The organism is Novosphingobium sp. FW305-C-111 (assembly GCF_058783565.1).
In genome coordinates this window covers 100,970-116,065 of record NZ_JBYSYP010000010.1, presented here as the reverse complement: position 1 = coordinate 116,065, position 15,096 = coordinate 100,970, and the positions used below count along the sequence as shown (strand labels likewise).

Sequence of the window (15,096 nt, the reverse complement as noted above, 5' to 3'; positions counted from 1 at the left end):
GCGGCGGCGCGAGGGGAAGACTGGGGCGACCGATGGGGTTCGAACCCACGACCTCCGGTACCACAAACCGGCGCTCTAACCAACTGAGCTACGGTCGCCACAAGCTTCTCGCGCCATTGCCGAGAGCGCGCTTCCTACGTTGCGAAGCACCCTCGTCAAGCGAGGAATGACGCGGTGCGCGCCTGTTGCAGAAAGCGCCGTGCAAGGGAAGCGAAAACTTGCCGCCCCGGCCAATTGCGCAAGAAAATTGCTTTGCGATCAGCGGCTGTCGCGATCGCCCCAGGTGCGGAAGGCAACGCGGGCCGGGGTGATGCTGGCGTCGACCAGCGCCAGTTCCTGCACCTGGATCGAATCGACCTTCGCAGTCAGGTCGACTAGGAACCAGCGGCTGCGCGTCTGGATCTGGCCGACCGGGGCAAAGCCGGTCCCGTCGCTGCCGCCGCCGAACGGACGGAGGAAATCGCCGGCACTGGACCACCCGCCCGCCGGGCGCTGCGCGACGAGGGCACGGACGCGCTCCACGGGGAGCAGCTGCGGCGCCAGCATCGTCACCAGCCGCGCCTGTTCGGGACGGAGGGTGTTGACGTTGATCGGCGAGAGCTCGGTCGACGGAAGCGCGCAGAGCCACGGCCGCAGGCGCTGGTACGTCGCCGGGGTCATCTCGCGCACCGCCCGAATTTCGCTGACGTCGCCGATCAGCGTGGCCGAGGTGCGATAGGGGACGGGCAGCGCCGAATAGTAGCCGTCCTCCGCCCCGTTGGGCGCAGGGCGATCGTCGCTGTCGATCCAGTCGGCGATGCCGTCGCTGATCCGGATGGTCGCGGATTCGTCGATCTCGAGACTGCGCATCAACGATCGCAGCTGCTCCAGCGCCGGTACGCGCAAGGTGTAATTGCCCGGCTGCCCTTCGACGAGCGAGTTGAGGTTGAAGCAGTTTCCGCCGTCCTCGATCCGCGCCGTAACCGCGCCGTTCTCGAGCGGGAGCGGGAACTCGCGGCCAAGGAGGCCGCGGCTGTCCACGGTGCGGGTCTGGTCCGCATCGACGAGGGCCTTGAGCCGGGCCAGCGCGATCGCCTCGCCGCTCGCCGCATACAGCCGCGCCTGGGTCATCGCCTGGCCGTTGCCGGCGAGACGCGCGGCGAGGTTCAGCCGCTCGAGCATCACCGCCGCGACCACCGCCATGACGGCGACCAGCAGCAGCACCGACAGCAGCGCCGCGCCGCGCTCATGCTCGGGCGGCCGCCTCATTGGTAGTTGGCCCCGACGAGGCTGACGATCACCAGCGGCTCGGCGGCGGCCTGCGGGACGGTCAGTTCGATCGCCACCGGCAGTTCCGCCTCGCGCTGCGGCTCCCAGCGATTGCTCCACTGCCCGTCCGCCGAACGGAAGCGCAGGGTCGGCGGGCCAGCGCTGTCGAGGAGCGCGGTCGCCTGTTCCGGGTCCGCGCCGTCGGGGAACGGGTATCCGGCACGAAGCAGTTTGCCCTGCTCGAAGCGGTATTCGACCTTCTGCAGGCTTGGCCGTGCCGCGCCGTCGACGTTGGCCCAGCCGCTGCGGACGAGGCGCAGCAGCGTACCGCCCTGCCCCGCCTCCAGCGCCGGATGCCGTCCCCCGGCGCGGTCGCGGCTGGGACGCGGGGCGGCCTGGGCGAGATCGGCGGTCCAGACGGAGAGGAAGCGCCGGCCTTGCGCGATGTGCTCGGTCTTGTCGCGGCTGGCGAGTTCGGCATCGACGCTGAAGCGCAGCAACGACAGCGCGCCGACTGCGATGATCGCGAACACCGCCAGCGCGACGAGCATCTCGATGAGGGTGAAACCGCGCTCGGCGGCGGGCGGGCGGGTCATTGTCCGGTCGGCCGGGCAAAGCGCAAGGTGAAGGTCTGACCGTCGCGGCCCGGGGTGGTCTCGCGCACGGACACCGTCACTGCCAGCACGCCCCCTTCCGCCGCCGCGACATCGCGCTGCCAGGCGAACTGGCGGCCCATGTTGCGCGCCTGCCCGCTGGTGCTGCCAAGCGTGGGCGGAGCGGGATCGGTCAGGGTTTCGGCGGCAATGTTCTGGGCGACGATCTCGCGCAGCAGGCGCTGGTCGAGGTCGGCGGTGCGGGCGATGCTCGCGCCCTCCATCCGAAGCAGCGCGAGCGCGGCGATGGCGAACACGGCAAGCGCGACCATCAGCTCGAGCAGCGTGAAACCGTTGGCTCTAGTTCGCGGCATCGACGCTCACCTTGCCGTCGCGCGCGATCCGCACGGCGAGCGCGCCGCTGCCACGGGCGAGGCGCACGGTGGCATCGCCGCTCGCCAGCCCCACCGGATCGAAGACGATTCGCGACCGGCCCGGCGATGCCGCATCCCCAGCCGCACTCTCCTGCCGCGCGGTCGTGCCCTTGTCCCAGGCGCTAAGGCCCTGCCGCCCCTGCTCGAGCGGCTGCCACTGTCCGTCGACGCGGCGCTCGAAGTAATAGCCTGCGTCGCTCACCACCAGCGCGACGCTGGTCGCCCCCGTCACTGCCTCGTCCCGTGCGGCGACGGTCCGGGCGGCGAGCCGCTCCGCCTCCGTCCGCAGCTTGCGCTCGTCGCCGGGCATCGAGATCACCACCGCAGTCGCCAGCAGCCCCATCAGGAACAGCACGACCATCATCTCGACGAGCGAAAAGCCGTTGCGGCGAACCGGTTTCGGACGAGGGTGCATCGGTATGGCCATGGCGCTGGAGAATGACTGTTTTACGACCATGGCAGGGCGGCGCAAGTTGGCTATACCCGGTTCCCGCATGACCGAACGCAGCAACGAATCGTCAGCCGCCCGCCTGATGTCCCGACCGGGGATGATGAAGGTCCCTTCCCCGCGGCTCGAACTCTTCATCCTCCGCGACTTCCTCGACGCCGAGCTGTGCGACTATCTGTGCCGCCGGATCGAGGCCGACCGCCAGCCCTCGACCATCGCCGACCCCAACGGCGACAACTACTTCCGCACCAGCGAGACCTGCCACCTGCCCATGGAAGACCCGCAAGTCGCCCGGCTCGACGCGATGCTGAACGACCTGTCCGGCATCTCGGCGGAATTCGGTGAACCGCTGCAGGGGCAGCGCTATGCGCCGGGGCAGGAATTCAAGAACCACACCGACTACTTCGACCCGCAAGGCGCGGACTTCGCCCGGTTCTGCACGGTCAGCGGACAGCGGACGTGGACCTTCATGATCTACCTCAACGATGTCGATGCCGGCGGGGCGACCCGGTTCAAGGTGATCGACAAGACGATCAAGCCCGAGCGCGGCAAGCTCGTGTGCTGGAACAACCGGCGCCCCGACGGCAGCGTGAACCCCGCGACGCTCCATCACGGGATGAAAGTGCGGCAGGGGCTGAAGTACGTCATCACCCGCTGGTATCGCGAGCGACCGTGGGGCTAATGTCAGGCAAGATCGCTCGGGAATGCAGGTGACTAGGAAACCGATGTCCTGCACACGCGCATCGCGTCGCCTCTAGCCGTTCAGACCTGGAGCGTTGCCCCGCCGCTGACCCGCAGGGTCTCACCGGTCACGAACGAGGCGCGAGAACAAAAGAAAAGGGCGGCCCCGCGGGACCGCCCTTTCGTGCTTTTGCCGGTGAAGCGCTCAGCGCTTGAGCGACAGCCCGCCGAAGCGCTTGTTGAACTGGGCAACGCGGCCGCCCTGGTCGAGCTGGCGGGTGCCGCCGGTCCACGCCGGGTGCGAGGTCGGATCGATTTCGAGCGTCATCGTGTCGCCTTCCTTGCCCCAGGTGGAGCGGGTCTCGAACACGGTGCCGTCGGTCATCTGCACCTTGATCATGTGGTAGTCGGGGTGGATATCGGCCTTCATGGACTTGCTCCTTGATGGCCGGTTCCGACCGGCCTGGGATGCGGGAAAGCGGGGCGCTTAGCGGGATTCGCGGGCAAGCGCAACCTTCTCCCCTCCCGCAAGCGAGAGGGGGTGCTTACTCAGCTGTCGGCGATCATCGCGGTGAAGCTGCACTCGGTCGCCACCTTGTCGCCCAGCATGGCCTTGCCGGCGAACTTGCAGACACGGCTGCGCTTCTGGACGAAGGTCACATGGAGGTCGAGCAGGCAGCCGGGCTCCACCGGCGTGCGGAACTTCGCTTCCTCGATCGCCATGAAGTAGACCAGCTTCCCCGTGCCCGACAGGCCGAGCGACTCGACCGCCAGGACGCCGGCGGCCTGCGCCAGCGCCTCGATCTGGAGCACGCCGGGCATGATCGGGCGGCCGGGGAAGTGTCCCTGGAAGAACTGCTCGTTCATGCTGACGGCCTTGACCGCGTGGATCGACTGGTCGGGGACCAGCGCGACCACCCGGTCGACCAGCAGCAGGGGATAGCGGTGCGGCAGCGCCGCCATCACTCCCACTACGTCGAGCGTCTTCACGTCCACGGCTTCACCGCTGCCTTCGGTCACGCCGGTGCCCCCTTCACGCGAACCGGATCAGCGGCCTTCGGGGGCCGGACCGGCCGGCTGCGCCGGGGCAGCGCCGGGCTGAGCACCCTGCTGCGCGGCCTGGGCGGCGGCAGCTTCACGCTGGGCGCGCGGCATCCAGCCCTGCGGCGGGACCAGCTGCGCCGAGGGCAACAGCGCGTTGAGTTCGGCAAGGACGGCCTGGTTCATGTCATAGGCTGGATCGCCGCGCACGACGGTGTCCTGGCGGACGGCGAGCGTCACGCCCTTCTTGGCCATCGCCTGCTGCAGCGCGGTGCCGAGCTTGTCCTCGAGCTGTTCGATCACGTACTGGCGCGAGAGGTCGAGCGGGGCGAGCATCTGCTGCAGTTCCTGCTGGCCGGCCTGTTCGATCTGGCGGATCTGCAGCGCCTGCTGCTGGAGCGCGTTCCGGTCGGCCTTGGGGTTCTTCGCATCGGCGTCGAGCTTGTCGTAGAGCGGCTTGAGCTGCGCTTCGATCTGGGTCTTGCGGGTCTGCGCGGCGTCGATCGTCGCCTTGTAGGTCGTCGGGCGAAGGTTCTCGGCCTGCTGGTATGCAGCCGAGTTGAACACGATGCCTTCGGGATTCACGACGCCGATGCCGGCAACGATGCCCTTGGCAGCGGGGGCGTCCTTCGCGGCAAAAGCAGCCTGCGGCGCAGCGACGATAGCGAGGCCGAGGGCCGAGCAGAGCAGCGCGCGGTGGATCATGGTCTTCATCAGAATTGGGTTCCCACGTTGAAGGTGAAGGACTTGGTGTCGTCGCCAGGGGCCTTCATCAGCACCTTGGCAAAGTCGATGCGGAACGGTCCGAACGGCGAGTTCCAGTTCACGCCGATGCCCACCGAGATGCGCGGCTTCGGCGTGTCGCCCAGGTAGATTTCCCGGAACGGCTGGATCGTCGTCCCCAACGCCTGGTTGGCGTTGCTGGTCAGGCACGACGGGGGGTTCGGGTTGATCGGATTGGTGCTCGTCGAAGTCGCGCTGGCGGTGCAGACGCCGTTGACGAGGCTCGCGGTATCGATCTGCGTGTAGAGGGGCGAACCGCTCTGGTCGCGTGACTGGATGAACGTGCCGGCCGGATACGGGCTCGACTGGAGCACCGGCGCCGTGATCCCCCAGACCGCGCCGGCATCGGCGAAGATCGAGGGGCGCAGGCCCAGCTCGCGCGCGCCCGAGCCCAGCGGAATCTCGAGTTCTGCGTGGGCGAGGTAATAGTACTTGCCGCCCAGCGCGTCGTCGGTGACCTGATTGCGGTCGGTCACGACCACGAACTTGGTCGGGTCGTTCGGGAACGCCGGGTCGGCGATCAGCGGCTGGCGGATCACGCGGGGGCCGACGCCGCGAATGTCGAAGCCGCGGATCTGCGGTTCGCCGAGGTAGAAGCGGTCGGTCAGGCGGATGTCGTCGATGCCCTGAGCCGAGGAACCCCGGTTCTGCAGCGCCTTGATCGCCCCGCCCTCGCCCGACAGCGAGAAGATGAACCCGCCGCCGATCGGGAAGTAGCGCGCCGCGTTGGCGCGGATGCGGGCATACTTCACCGAGCCACCGAGACCGGCGAAATCGGTGCTGAGAACACCCTGGAAACCACGGGTCGGGCGAACGCGGTTGTCGAGCGTGTCATAGACCAGCGACAGGCCGAGGATCGAGCTGGTCCGCTTGCCGATGGCGTCGCACAGGTAGCGGCCGGCGAGCAGCGGGTTGCAGCTCTCGTTGCCGTTCTGGTCGATCGAGAAGAACTGCGTCTTGTCGAGCGTCACATCGTCGAGGTTGAAGGTATAGCGCCCGATCAGCGACATGTACTCGGTCAGCGCCACGCCTGCGCGCAGCTGGAAGCCGGTGGTCGCCTGCTTGTAGGTCGTGTTGCGCGAATTGTTGAAGTAATTGAAGCTGTTGTAGTCGCGCCGGTAGACGTCGATGCCGGCCGAGATGTTGCGGTCGAACAGGTACGGCTCGGTGAAGCTCAGCTGGACCGAGCGCGAATAGCGCGAATAATCCACACTCGCGCCCACCGTCTGGCCGCGGCCGCGGAAGTTTCGCTGCTGGATCGAGGCCTGGAGAATGAAGCTTTCAAGGCTCGAGAACCCGGCCGAGAGCTGGAGTTCGCCGGTCGGCTTTTCCTCGACGTTGGCCTCGAGCACGATCCGGTCGGGCGCGCTGCCCTGCTTCTGCTCGACCTCGAACTTCTCCTGGAAGTAGCCGAGCGACTTGATGCGGTTGGTCGAGCGCTTGACCTGGAACGCGTTGAACGCGTCGCCTTCGGCCAGGCGGAATTCGCGGCGGATGACCTTGTCCTGCGTCAGCGTGTTGCCGTTGACGTCGACCCGCTCGACATAAACGCGGGCCGCTTCCGCGAGCTGGAAGGTCACGCCCATGGTGAGCGTTTCCTTGTCGCGGTTGAACTGCGGACGGACGTCGGCGAAGGCATAGCCCAGGCCGCCGGCAGCCTCGGTCAGGCTGTCGACGGTGTCCTCGACCAGCTTGGCGTTGTAGGTATCGCCTTCCTTCATCGGCAGGTTCTTGGCGAGCTGATCGCCATCGAAGTCGCGCAGCTGGCTGTCGACGCCGATCTTGCCGAACTTGTACTGCTGGCCTTCCTCCACCACGTAGGTGATGATGAAGTCCTTCTTGTCCGGCGTGAGTTCCGCGACCGCGGAGACCACGCGGAAGTCGGCATAACCCTTCGTCAGGTAGAACTGGCGCAGCTTCTGCTGGTCGAACGCGAGCCGGTCAGGATCATAGCTGGTGCCCGAGCTGAAGATCTTGGTCAGCCCGGCCTGCTTGGTCACCATCTCGCCGCGAAGCTCCCCGTCGGAAAACTTCTCGTTGCCGATGATGTTGATCTTGCGGACCTTGGACTTCGGCCCCTCGGTGATCTCGAACACGATATCGACGCGGTTCTGGTCGAGCATGACCATCTTCGGCTCGACCGTCGCGGCGAAGCGGCCCTGACGCTTGTAGAGCTCGATGATCCGGGCGACGTCGGCGCGAACCTTGGACCGGGTGAAGATCTGGCGCGGCGAAAGCTTGATCTCGGGGAGGATCTTGTCCTCCTTGAGCCGCTTGTTGCCTTCCAGGATGATGCGGTTGATGACCGGGTTTTCCTTCACCTCGATCGTCACCGCGCCGCCGTTGTTGCGGACCCGGACGTCGGAGAACAGCTCGGTCGCGAAGAGGTCCTTCAACGCCTGGTCGCCCAGGGCCTGGGTGTAGGTGTCACCCACCCTGAGGCGGATGTAGGACCGGATCGTATCGGGCTCGAGCCGCTGTGCGCCGACGATGTTGACCGAAGTGACGGTATCGCCCTGCGGCGCGACCGGCGCGGGCGCGGGTGCCACGGTGGTTGCGATCTGTGCGAAGGCGACCGCCGGAATGCCTGCCAGCACCGTTGAGGCCATCAGTGCGACGGCGGTGCGGGTGGAGAACTCGGCAGGTCCGGTCAGGCCCGAAAAACGTCCAATCATCGGCAAGCGCCATCCCGTATCTTGTTGCGAACGGACGCTCCCGGATGGGCGGCGGCCGGTCGCGGCAAACAATGCCGCCCTGTGCCCGATGCAGCGATGCCAATCAAGCGAACTTGGCGGCGCATGGCCCGGACGACCCCGGTTTGGCCCCGCGAGTTGTGGAGAACCGGCCCCCCGACCGGCCGGGAGCGGACGTTGCCCCCGAATGACCCTTCCTGTGCCCGCGCCTCAGCTTCCGAACAGCTTCAACGACATCAGGTCGTTTGCCGTCACGAACAGCATCAGCGCGAGGACGAAGGCAAGACCGGTGCGAAACGCCCATTCCTGCCCGCGCGCGCTCACCGGCTTCCGGCGGACCGCTTCGGCCGCGTAGAAAGCGAGGTGACCGCCGTCGAGGACCGGAATTGGCAGGAGGTTAATGAACCCCAAGTTAATCGAGATCATCGCGACGAACCACGCGTAGTTCTGCCAACCCGAGACCAGCTGTTCGCCCGAGAACTTGGCGATCTTGATCGGCCCGCCAAGCTCCTGCACCTCGCGCTTGCCGGTGACGATCTGGACGATTCCGGTGACCATCATGTCGATGATCGAGCCGGTCTGGCGCACGCCCTCGACCACCGCCTGCACCGGTCCTACCGGCACGACCTCGGCGCTCGCCGGACCGATTCCGAGGTAGCCGATCCGCTGGGTATTGCCGAACTTGTCGCTTTCGACCTTTTCGCCGGCAACGACCGGCAACGGGGTCCGCGCACCGCCCCGCTCGACCACGATCCCGAGGTCTTCGCCGGGATGCTGGCCGACGGCCATGCGAACATCGAGGAAGTTGTCGACCTCGTTTCCGCGGATTTCCACGATCCGGTCGCCGACCTTGAGCCCGGCCTTCTCGGCAACCGAGCCGGCCTGGACCTCGCCGATCACATTCGAGACGACCGGCTTGCCATAAGCGAGCGCAAACCCGGCGAGGATCAGCACCGCGAACAGCAGGTTGGTCACCGGCCCCGCCAGCACCACGAGCGCACGCTGCCACAACGGCTTGCCGTTGAAGGTCCTGGCGCGCTCCTCCGGCGGGAGCGAGAGCCATTCCTCGCTCGGCTGGCTGGCCGGGTTCATGTCACCGGCGAACTGAACGTAACCGCCGAGCGGCAGAAGCGAGAGCTTCCAGCGGGTGCCGCGCTTGTCGGTCCAGCCGGCCAGTTCCTTGCCGAAGCCGATCGAGAACACGTCCGCCTTCACCCCGAACCAGCGGCCGACGAGGTAGTGACCCATCTCATGGATGAACACGAGCGGGCCCAGCACGAGCAGGAAGCCCAGGATCGTGATCAGCAGGCCTGGGGATTCGCTCAACGCACGGGCTCCATCAATTCGCGCGCGCGGATGCGGGCCTCCCGGTCGACCGCGATGACCTCGTCGAGCGAGGCCGGTGGCGGCGGGACGCCCGCATCGAGCGCTGCTTGCGAACATGCCACGATCCGGGTGAACGGAAGGTGACCTGCCAGGAATGCGGCGACCGCAATTTCGTTGACCGCGTTCAGCACCGCGGGAGCCGCGCCGCCAGCAACGACCGCCTCGCGCGCCAGCTTGGTCGCCGGGAAGCGCACTTCGTCGGGAGCACGGAAGGTCAGTTCGCCGATCGCGGCGAGGTCGAGCGGCGTACACGGCGTGTCCATCCGCGCCGGCCACGCCAGCGCCGAGGCGATCGGCACGCGCATGTCGGAGGGGCCAAGCTGGGCCAGCGTCGAACCGTCGCGGTACTCGACCATCGAATGGACGATCGACTGCGGGTGGACGATGATCCGCAGCCGGTCGCTGCCCACCGGGAACAGGTGGAAGGCCTCGATCAGTTCGAGGCCCTTGTTCATCATCGTCGCCGAATCGACGCTGATCTTCGCGCCCATCGACCAGTTGGGATGCCTGACCGCCTCGGCCGGGGTGGCACCGTGCAGACGTTCGAGCGGCCATTCGCGGAACGGCCCCCCGCTCGCGGTCAGGGTGATGACGCGGACGTGGTCAAGGTCGTTGCCGGCGAGGCACTGGAAGATCGCGTTATGCTCGCTGTCCACGGGCAGGAGCGTCGTACCGTGCTTCGCGACCGCCGCCAGCATGACGTCGCCGGCCGAAACGAGCGCCTCCTTGTTGGCGAGCGCGACAGTCCGCCCCTGTTCGATCGCCGCCATTGTCGGAGCCAGCCCGGCGCAGCCGACGATTGCGGCAACGGTGATGTCGGCAGGGCGCGATGCCGCCTCGACCAGCGCCGCCTCGCCGCCGGCAGCTGCGATGCCCGACCCGGCCAGCGCCTCGCGCAGCGCTCCAAGGTTCGCTTCATCGGCCACCACGGCGACCTCGGCCCGGAACTCCCGTGCCAGCTTGGCGAGCTCCGCGGCATTGCCGTTGGCGGTCAGCGCGACGACCTGCCAGCCTACCGGATTGCGGCGGACAAGATCGAGGGTCGAGGCGCCGATCGAGCCGGTCGCGCCGAGGATCGAGATGCGGCGGGGTCCGTTCATCTCAGCCCAGCCCCACCGCCCACGCGGTGCCGGCGATGATCGCCACCGGCAGCAGGCCATCGACCCGGTCGAACACCCCGCCGTGTCCAGGGATCAGCCGCGAACTGTCTTTGACCCCGGCCCGCCGCTTGAGCCAGCTTTCGTAGAAGTCCCCGGCCTGCGCCGCGACCGCCAGCCCCGCCCCGACCAGCGCGGCGACGCCGATATTGGTCACGGCCAGCGCCTGCGACAGGCTCGCACCCGTCGCACTGTCGGCGGAGATGAGGTAGCCCGCGAAGAGCGTGGCCCCGGCGGTCCAGATGCCCGCCGCCGCCATGCCCCCGGCGAGGCCCGACCAGGTCTTCGACGGACTGATCTTCGGCGCGATCTTCGGACCGCCGAGCGCGCGGCCGGTGAAGTAGGCGCCGGTATCGGTGCAAATGACGAGGCCCAGGACGACGATCAGCAACGGCACCGGCATCACGATCAGCGCGAGTGCGGCCCAGCCGACATAGAACGCGCCGGTAATCGCCGCCGTCCCCATCCGCACCGGATCGGGCGCGATCTTGCCGGCGAGCTGGACGTATTCGGCGAACACCGCAAACGCGACAAACGCGATGAAGCCGTCGAGCCAGATCCCGCCCAGCCACAGCGCGGTGCCCGCCACCAGCAGCATGACGACGGCGGAAGCGACGCGGACCGGCAGGTCGGAGCGCGCGGGGGCAGTCGGAGTTGCTGGCTCGCTCACATCCATCCCCCGAAGACATCGTCACCCTGAACTCGTTTCAGGGTCCCCTCTCGCATTGCTCCGAAAGGCTTGATGGACTGCGCAAATCGCGAGGCTGCTCTTCCGGAAAACTTCGGAGGAGTGCGGAGGCGGGATGCTGAAACGAGTTCAGCATGACGTGGGGTCAGTCGGAAGGGTGCGGGAAGCTCAACGTCCGCCATAGCGGCGCTCCCTTGTCGCGAACTGTTCAAGCGCTTCCTCAAGATGCGCGGGGGTGAAATCGGGCCACAGCACGTCGGTGAACCACATCTCCGCATAGGCCGCCTGCCACAGCAGGAAGTTCGACAGGCGAACTTCGCCCGAGGTGCGGATCAGCAGGTCGAGCGGGGGCAAGTCGGCGGTGTCGAGCTCCGCCTCGATGCTTTCCACGGTCACCGCGCCCTTGGCGGCGGCGGCGGCGGCGGCGCGGGCGATCTCGTCCTGCGAGCCATAATTGAGCGCGATGACCAGCGTGGTCCCGGTGTTGTGCGCGGTCTTCGCCAGCGCATCTTCGATCAGCTCGACAAGATCGGACGACAAGGCTTTGTAATTGCCGATGATCTTGAGACGGACCTGATTCGCCACGAATTCGTCGAGGTCCGAGATGATGAACCGCTTGAGCAGGCCCATCAGCGCCGAAACCTCGTCCTCAGGGCGCCGCCAGTTCTCGGTCGAGAAAGCATAGAGGGTCAGCGCCTCGAGCCCCATGCCCCGCGCCGCGCGGACCAGCTTGCGCACGGCTTCGACCCCGCGCTGGTGGCCGACCACGCGCGGCAGGTGGCGCTTCTTCGCCCACCGCCCGTTGCCGTCCATGATGATGGCGACGTGACGGGCGCCGTGGCCTTCACCACCGCCACGCGAGGCGGGAGCGGCGGTCACTTGCCGAGAATTTCCTTTTCCTTCTGCGCCGCTGCTTCGTCCGCAGCCTTGATCTGCTCGTCGGTCAGCTTCTGGAGGTCAGCCTCGGCGCGCTTGCGCTCGTCCTCCGAGATTTCCTTCTTGCTCTCGTCGGCCTTGAGCGCGTCCATGCCGTCGCGGCGGACGTTGCGGATGGCGATGCGCGCGCCTTCGGCATACTTGCTGGCGAGCTTGGCCAGCTCCTTGCGGCGCTCTTCGGTCAGGTCCGGGATCGGCAGGCGCAGGTTGTTGCCGTCGTTGATCGGGTTGAGCCCCAGCCCGGCCGAGCGGATCGCCTTCTCGACGGGGGCGATGTTCGACTTGTCCCACACCTGCACCGACAGCAGCCGCGGCTCCGGCGCGGAGACGGTCGCCACCTGGTTGAGCGGCATGTGCGCGCCATAGACCTCGACCGTGATCGGATCGAGCAGCGCGGTGTTGGCGCGGCCGGTGCGCAGGCCGGAGAGATCGCCCTTCAGCGATTCCACCGCGCCCTTCATCCGGCGTTCGAGATCGGCCTTGTCGTACTTGGCCATGGTCAGGCTCCCTTCTGCACGACCGTCTGGGTTCCCTCGCCCGAAAGCACCCGGGCGAGGTTGCCCTGCTCGCGGATCGAAAAGACGACGATCGGAATTGAATTGTCACGGCACAGCGCGACCGCGCTGGCGTCCATGACCTTGAGATTGTCCGCCAGCACCGTGTCGTAATCCACGGTATCGTAACGCTTTGCCGAAGGATTGGTCTTCGGGTCCGCGTCGTAGACACCGTCGACGCTGGTGCCCTTGAACAACGCGTCGCAGCGCATTTCGGCCGCGCGGAGCGCCGCGCCGGAATCGGTGGTGAAATAGGGCGCGCCGACACCGGCGGCGAATATCACGATGCGGCCCTTCTCGAGGTGGCGCTCGGCGCGGCGGCGGATCACCGGCTCGCACACCTGGTCCATCTGCACGGCAGACTGGACGCGCGTGCCGACCCCCAGCTTCTCGAGCGCCGACTGCATCGCGAGCGCGTTCATCACCGTCGCCAGCATGCCCATGTAATCGGCCTGGGCGCGGTCCATGCCCTTGGCCGCACCGGCCATCCCACGAAAGATGTTGCCGCCGCCGATGACGAGGCAGATCTCGAGGCCCGTCTCCTTCGCCGCCTTCACCTCTGCTGCGAGGCGCGCGACGTAATCGGTGTCGATGCCGAACTGCTGCTCACCCATCAGCACCTCGCCCGACAGCTTCAGGAGGATTCGTTTGAAGCGGGGCTCGGCCATGGGGTCCAGTCGGTCTGAGGGTTGCGGGGGCGCCAGACGCATTAGGGGGGAGCGCCCGGATTGCCAAGGGCGGAGGTTGGGGGCAGGTTGGGAAATGGAAGGCGGTGTCGGTTCGATGAAAGCATGGCGGTGCCTGATTGCGGTGTCCCTGCTCGGCGTCGCCGGGTGCAGCGTGAGCGCTTCGTCCGACTTAACTTGTACCCCGCCGGCGCAAAAAGCCTACGAGCCCGTCTTGACCGATCTCCAATCATACTTCCCTGCCCGTCTCGCCACGGAAGGAGAGCGCGCAGGAGGAAAGTGCCATCCCCGGTTGCCCCCGGTGATCGCGGAAATGGTCTCGTCGATGCTGGCCGATCTCAAGGAGCCGGTCATTTCGACAGGGCAAAGCGATGCCCTGCGGTTCGTCTGGACGGGATCGTACGGCGGCTATGCCGTCGTCCGGATCGAGCCGCGCGACGGGGGAAGGTGGCTGGTTTCGCGCCATCGGCCCGACGGTGTCGGTGGGCTGGAGACCCGCACCGAGCGCGCCTTGTCGGATGACGAAACCGCCCGGCTGGAGGCACTGCTCGCCAAGGATCCGTTCCGAGATTCCACCGAAGCAGGGCGTATAGGCCTCGATGGCAGCGAATGGTTGCTCGAGCGGATGGAGGGCGGGCATTACCAGCTCGTGCAGCGATGGTCGCCGGAGAAGGCCCGCGTGCGAGAGACAGGCCTCTATCTCTCTGGGCTGGCCGGCTTCGGGCCGCCTCAAATGTATTAGGCCAACGAAAAGGGCCGGGAAGCGCATCACTCCCCGGCCCCTTCGATCAAGCTTGGCGTGAAGCTTACTTCAGGCCCGCAGCCGCCGCGACTTCGGCCGCGAAGTCCGTTTCGGCCTTCTCGATGCCTTCGCCGAGCTGGAAGCGGACGTAGTCCTTCAGCACGATCTTCGCGCCGGCTTCCTTGCCCGCGTTGTCGACGACCTGCTGGATCGGGGTCTTGTTGTCCATCACGAAGACCTGGCTGAGCAGCGCATTTTCCTTGGCGAACTTGGCCACCGCACCGTCGGCGCGCTTGGCGAGGATCTCGGCCGGGATTTCCTTGCCGGACTTGGCGGCTTCCTCGGTCGCCTTCTCGAGCGCGATCTTGCGTTCACGCTCGAGCGTGTCGGCGTCGAGGTCGTCGGCCGAGAGCGCCTGCGGGAACGCGGCGGCGATGTGCATCGCGATCTGCTTGCCGAGCGCTTCGAGCTTGTCGGCCGGGGCTTCCGATTCGAGCGCGACGAGCACGCCGATCTTGCCGAGCAGCGGCGCGGCGGCGTTGTGCATGTAGGGCACGACCACGCCGTTCGAAACCGAGACGGTCTTCATCCGGCGGACCTGCTGGTTCTCGCCGATGGTCGCGACGTTGTTGGTCAGCTTGTCGGCAACCGTTCCCCCCTCGGGGTAGGCTGCGCCCTTCAGCGCCTCGACATCGTCCGACGACGCGCCCAGCGCGACTTCGGTGGTCTTGCGAACGAAGTCCTGGAACTGCTCGTTCTTGGCGACGAAGTCGGTTTCCGAGTTCACTTCGACGGCCACGCCGCGGGTGCCCGAAACGGCCACGCCGACGAGGCCTTCGGCGGCGGTGCGGCTCGACTTCTTGGCGACGGCGGCGAGGCCCTTGGCGCGCAGCGCATCGACCGCGGCTTCGAAGTCGCCGTTCGATTCGTCGAGGGCCTTCTTGCAGTCCATCATGCCGGCGCCGGTGCGCTCGCGCAGGTTCTTAACGTCAGCGGCGGTGTAAGCCATTGCGTTCATCCTTTTGA

The 15,096-nt window shown here is 67.1% G+C and carries 17 protein-coding genes and 1 tRNA gene; 2 read left to right on the top strand and 16 right to left on the bottom strand.

Annotation, left to right across the window (positions count from 1 at the left end; translation table 11 throughout):
• Nucleotides 1-21 precede the first annotated feature (21 nt).
• The 5 genes from AC3WLD_RS12810 to AC3WLD_RS12790 form a co-directional block, all read right to left on the bottom strand.
• Nucleotides 22-98, bottom strand: a tRNA-His gene (locus AC3WLD_RS12810).
• Between the two features lie 160 nt (nucleotides 99-258).
• Nucleotides 259-1,248 carry a type II secretion system minor pseudopilin GspK gene (gspK, locus tag AC3WLD_RS12805; RefSeq protein ID WP_492557354.1) on the bottom strand — a complete coding sequence of 330 codons (990 nt, stop codon included), beginning with the start codon at nucleotides 1,246-1,248 and terminating at the stop codon, nucleotides 259-261.
• Nucleotides 1,245-1,844, bottom strand: coding sequence for a type II secretion system minor pseudopilin GspJ (gspJ, locus tag AC3WLD_RS12800; RefSeq protein WP_492557353.1), 600 nt, complete (start codon nucleotides 1,842-1,844; stop codon nucleotides 1,245-1,247). The genes gspK and gspJ overlap by 4 nt, the downstream gene beginning before the upstream one ends.
• Complete coding sequence (gene gspI / locus AC3WLD_RS12795; RefSeq protein WP_492557352.1) at nucleotides 1,841-2,215, bottom strand: type II secretion system minor pseudopilin GspI; 375 nt, start codon at nucleotides 2,213-2,215, stop codon at nucleotides 1,841-1,843. The genes gspJ and gspI overlap by 4 nt, the downstream gene beginning before the upstream one ends.
• Entirely contained in the window at nucleotides 2,202-2,702 is a 501-nt protein-coding gene (locus tag AC3WLD_RS12790) for a GspH/FimT family pseudopilin (protein ID WP_492557351.1), read from the bottom strand. Before AC3WLD_RS12790 ends, gspI begins: the two co-directional genes overlap by 14 nt.
• A gap of 67 nt (nucleotides 2,703-2,769) precedes the next feature.
• Between AC3WLD_RS12790 and AC3WLD_RS12785 the strand changes: the two genes are divergently transcribed.
• Complete coding sequence (locus AC3WLD_RS12785; protein ID WP_492557350.1) at nucleotides 2,770-3,405, top strand: prolyl hydroxylase family protein; 636 nt, start codon at nucleotides 2,770-2,772, stop codon at nucleotides 3,403-3,405.
• Nucleotides 3,406-3,609: 204 nt separating this feature from the next.
• Here AC3WLD_RS12785 and rpmE read toward each other — a convergent pair whose 3' ends face one another.
• The 10 genes from rpmE to pyrH form a co-directional block, all read right to left on the bottom strand.
• Nucleotides 3,610-3,834: a 50S ribosomal protein L31 gene (rpmE, locus tag AC3WLD_RS12780; RefSeq protein ID WP_492557349.1), complete on the bottom strand. Its 225-nt coding sequence runs from the start codon at nucleotides 3,832-3,834 to the stop codon at nucleotides 3,610-3,612.
• Nucleotides 3,835-3,953: 119 nt separating this feature from the next.
• The gene (gene fabZ, locus AC3WLD_RS12775; RefSeq protein WP_492557348.1) at nucleotides 3,954-4,424 is read right to left on the bottom strand and encodes a 3-hydroxyacyl-ACP dehydratase FabZ; all 471 of its coding nucleotides are present in this window, start codon (nucleotides 4,422-4,424) and stop codon (nucleotides 3,954-3,956) included.
• 27 nt (nucleotides 4,425-4,451) lie between these two features.
• A complete protein-coding gene (locus tag AC3WLD_RS12770; protein WP_492557347.1) occupies nucleotides 4,452-5,159 on the bottom strand; it encodes an OmpH family outer membrane protein in 708 nt (235 codons plus the stop codon).
• Complete coding sequence (bamA, locus tag AC3WLD_RS12765; RefSeq protein WP_492557346.1) at nucleotides 5,159-7,903, bottom strand: outer membrane protein assembly factor BamA; 2,745 nt, start codon at nucleotides 7,901-7,903, stop codon at nucleotides 5,159-5,161. The genes AC3WLD_RS12770 and bamA overlap by 1 nt, the downstream gene beginning before the upstream one ends.
• Before the next feature lie 228 nt (nucleotides 7,904-8,131).
• Nucleotides 8,132-9,247 (bottom strand): RIP metalloprotease RseP, encoded by a 1,116-nt coding sequence (rseP, locus tag AC3WLD_RS12760; RefSeq protein WP_492557345.1) that lies wholly within the window; start codon nucleotides 9,245-9,247, stop codon nucleotides 8,132-8,134.
• A complete protein-coding gene (dxr, locus tag AC3WLD_RS12755; protein ID WP_492557344.1) occupies nucleotides 9,244-10,407 on the bottom strand; it encodes a 1-deoxy-D-xylulose-5-phosphate reductoisomerase in 1,164 nt (387 codons plus the stop codon). The genes rseP and dxr overlap by 4 nt, the downstream gene beginning before the upstream one ends.
• Nucleotide 10,408: 1 nt before the next feature.
• Entirely contained in the window at nucleotides 10,409-11,134 is a 726-nt protein-coding gene (locus tag AC3WLD_RS12750; RefSeq protein WP_492557343.1) for a phosphatidate cytidylyltransferase, read from the bottom strand.
• A 186-nt stretch (nucleotides 11,135-11,320) separates the two neighbouring features.
• Nucleotides 11,321-12,031 carry a polyprenyl diphosphate synthase gene (uppS, locus tag AC3WLD_RS12745; protein ID WP_492557342.1) on the bottom strand — a complete coding sequence of 237 codons (711 nt, stop codon included), beginning with the start codon at nucleotides 12,029-12,031 and terminating at the stop codon, nucleotides 11,321-11,323.
• Nucleotides 12,028-12,585 (bottom strand): ribosome recycling factor, encoded by a 558-nt coding sequence (frr, locus tag AC3WLD_RS12740; RefSeq protein WP_492557341.1) that lies wholly within the window; start codon nucleotides 12,583-12,585, stop codon nucleotides 12,028-12,030. Before frr ends, uppS begins: the two co-directional genes overlap by 4 nt.
• Nucleotides 12,586-12,587: 2 nt before the next feature.
• Nucleotides 12,588-13,310, bottom strand: a complete 723-nt coding sequence (gene pyrH, locus AC3WLD_RS12735; protein WP_492557340.1) for a UMP kinase — start codon at nucleotides 13,308-13,310, stop codon at nucleotides 12,588-12,590.
• A gap of 319 nt (nucleotides 13,311-13,629) precedes the next feature.
• Here pyrH and AC3WLD_RS12730 point away from each other — a divergent pair, with 319 nt between their 5' ends.
• Nucleotides 13,630-14,070: a hypothetical protein gene (locus tag AC3WLD_RS12730; protein WP_492557339.1), complete on the top strand. Its 441-nt coding sequence runs from the start codon at nucleotides 13,630-13,632 to the stop codon at nucleotides 14,068-14,070.
• Nucleotides 14,071-14,134: 64 nt separating this feature from the next.
• On the opposite strand, the gene tsf is transcribed toward AC3WLD_RS12730, so the two are convergent.
• Nucleotides 14,135-15,079 carry a translation elongation factor Ts gene (tsf, locus tag AC3WLD_RS12725; RefSeq protein WP_492557338.1) on the bottom strand — a complete coding sequence of 315 codons (945 nt, stop codon included), beginning with the start codon at nucleotides 15,077-15,079 and terminating at the stop codon, nucleotides 14,135-14,137.
• Between the last annotated feature and the right edge of the window lie 17 nt (nucleotides 15,080-15,096).

Bases quoted from the DNA above. Each gene is read 5' to 3' on its own strand.
- AC3WLD_RS12770 (WP_492557347.1), bottom strand. From the start codon at position 5,159: ATGAAGACCATGATCCACCGCGCGCTGCTCTGCTCGGCCCTCGGCCTC.
- rpmE (WP_492557349.1), bottom strand. From the start codon at position 3,834: ATGAAGGCCGATATCCACCCCGACTACCACATGATCAAGGTGCAGATG.
- gspJ (WP_492557353.1), bottom strand. From the start codon at position 1,844: ATGACCCGCCCGCCCGCCGCCGAGCGCGGTTTCACCCTCATCGAGATG.
- gspK (WP_492557354.1), bottom strand. From the start codon at position 1,248: ATGAGGCGGCCGCCCGAGCATGAGCGCGGCGCGGCGCTGCTGTCGGTG.
- AC3WLD_RS12785 (WP_492557350.1), top strand. From the start codon at position 2,770: ATGACCGAACGCAGCAACGAATCGTCAGCCGCCCGCCTGATGTCCCGA.
- tsf (WP_492557338.1), bottom strand. From the start codon at position 15,079: ATGGCTTACACCGCCGCTGACGTTAAGAACCTGCGCGAGCGCACCGGC.
- bamA (WP_492557346.1), bottom strand. From the start codon at position 7,903: ATGATTGGACGTTTTTCGGGCCTGACCGGACCTGCCGAGTTCTCCACC.
- dxr (WP_492557344.1), bottom strand. From the start codon at position 10,407: ATGAACGGACCCCGCCGCATCTCGATCCTCGGCGCGACCGGCTCGATC.
- gspI (WP_492557352.1), bottom strand. From the start codon at position 2,215: ATGCCGCGAACTAGAGCCAACGGTTTCACGCTGCTCGAGCTGATGGTC.
- AC3WLD_RS12790 (WP_492557351.1), bottom strand. From the start codon at position 2,702: ATGGCCATACCGATGCACCCTCGTCCGAAACCGGTTCGCCGCAACGGC.
- pyrH (WP_492557340.1), bottom strand. From the start codon at position 13,310: ATGGCCGAGCCCCGCTTCAAACGAATCCTCCTGAAGCTGTCGGGCGAG.
- frr (WP_492557341.1), bottom strand. From the start codon at position 12,585: ATGGCCAAGTACGACAAGGCCGATCTCGAACGCCGGATGAAGGGCGCG.